A 902-nucleotide genomic window follows, 5' to 3' on the forward strand; every position below is an offset into this window, starting at 1 on the left:
CCGTGCTGGCCCCGGTCATTGCGGGCGGCAAGCCCGCCGTCCAGGATCTGGTGCGCCGTTCGCTCACCGACCAGGTGAGCCTGCGCGAGCTGCTGCGCCTGGAGGTCTCCCACACGGACCTGTCCGACGCGCAGCTTGATGAGCTGCTGGACCCGGCCGGCTACCTGGGCAGCGCCGCACGCTTCACCGACACCGTTCTTGCCGATTACGCCTGTGGAAGGAATCATGCTGTCCCACAACTAACCCCCTCGCTGCTCCACCTCGACGCCTCGCTGCCGACGCTGATCCTGGGCCCGTCGTTGGGTACCGGCGCACTGCACCTGTGGGGCCCGGCCGTCCCCCACCTGAAGGACGGCTTCCAGCTCATCGCCTGGGACCTGCCCGGCCACGGTGCGAGCCAGCCGGCCACGCAGCCGTTCACCATGACCGAGCTGGCCCAGGCGGTCATGGACATGATCCAGGCGCTGCGCGTGGATGGGGTCATCGACCAGGGGGCCGTGCCCTACTATGCCGGGGTGTCCGTGGGCGGGGCCATCGCCCTGCAGCTGGCCCACGACCATCCCGGCGCGTTCCAGGCGCTCTCGGTGGTGTGCTCGGCGGCGAAGATCGGGACGGAGCAGGCCTGGAACGAACGGGCCGACCTGGTCGCCGCCGCCGGAACCCCGACCATGGTGGTCGGCTCCGCCCAGCGCTGGTTTGCCCGGGGTTCATCGAGAAGGACCCGGTCACCTCCACCAACCTGCTGCACAACCTGCAGGACGCCGACCGCTTCTCCTACGCCCACGTCTGCCGGGCGCTGGCCGGGTTCGACCTGCGCGAAGAGCTGGCCGGGCTCACCGACCCGCTGCTGGCCCTGAACGGCGCCCATGACCAGTCTGTCCGCCCTCCGATGCCCAGTTCAT

General features: G+C 70.2%; 1 protein-coding gene. It reads left to right on the plus strand.

Annotated elements, in window-relative coordinates; translation table 11 throughout:
* On the plus strand, positions 1 to 857 hold an 857-nt coding region (locus JCM19049_RS15665; RefSeq protein WP_279403385.1), incomplete at its 5' end, for an alpha/beta fold hydrolase.
* Positions 858 to 902 lie beyond the last annotated feature (45 nt).

The organism is Arthrobacter sp. JCM 19049 (genome assembly GCF_001310435.1).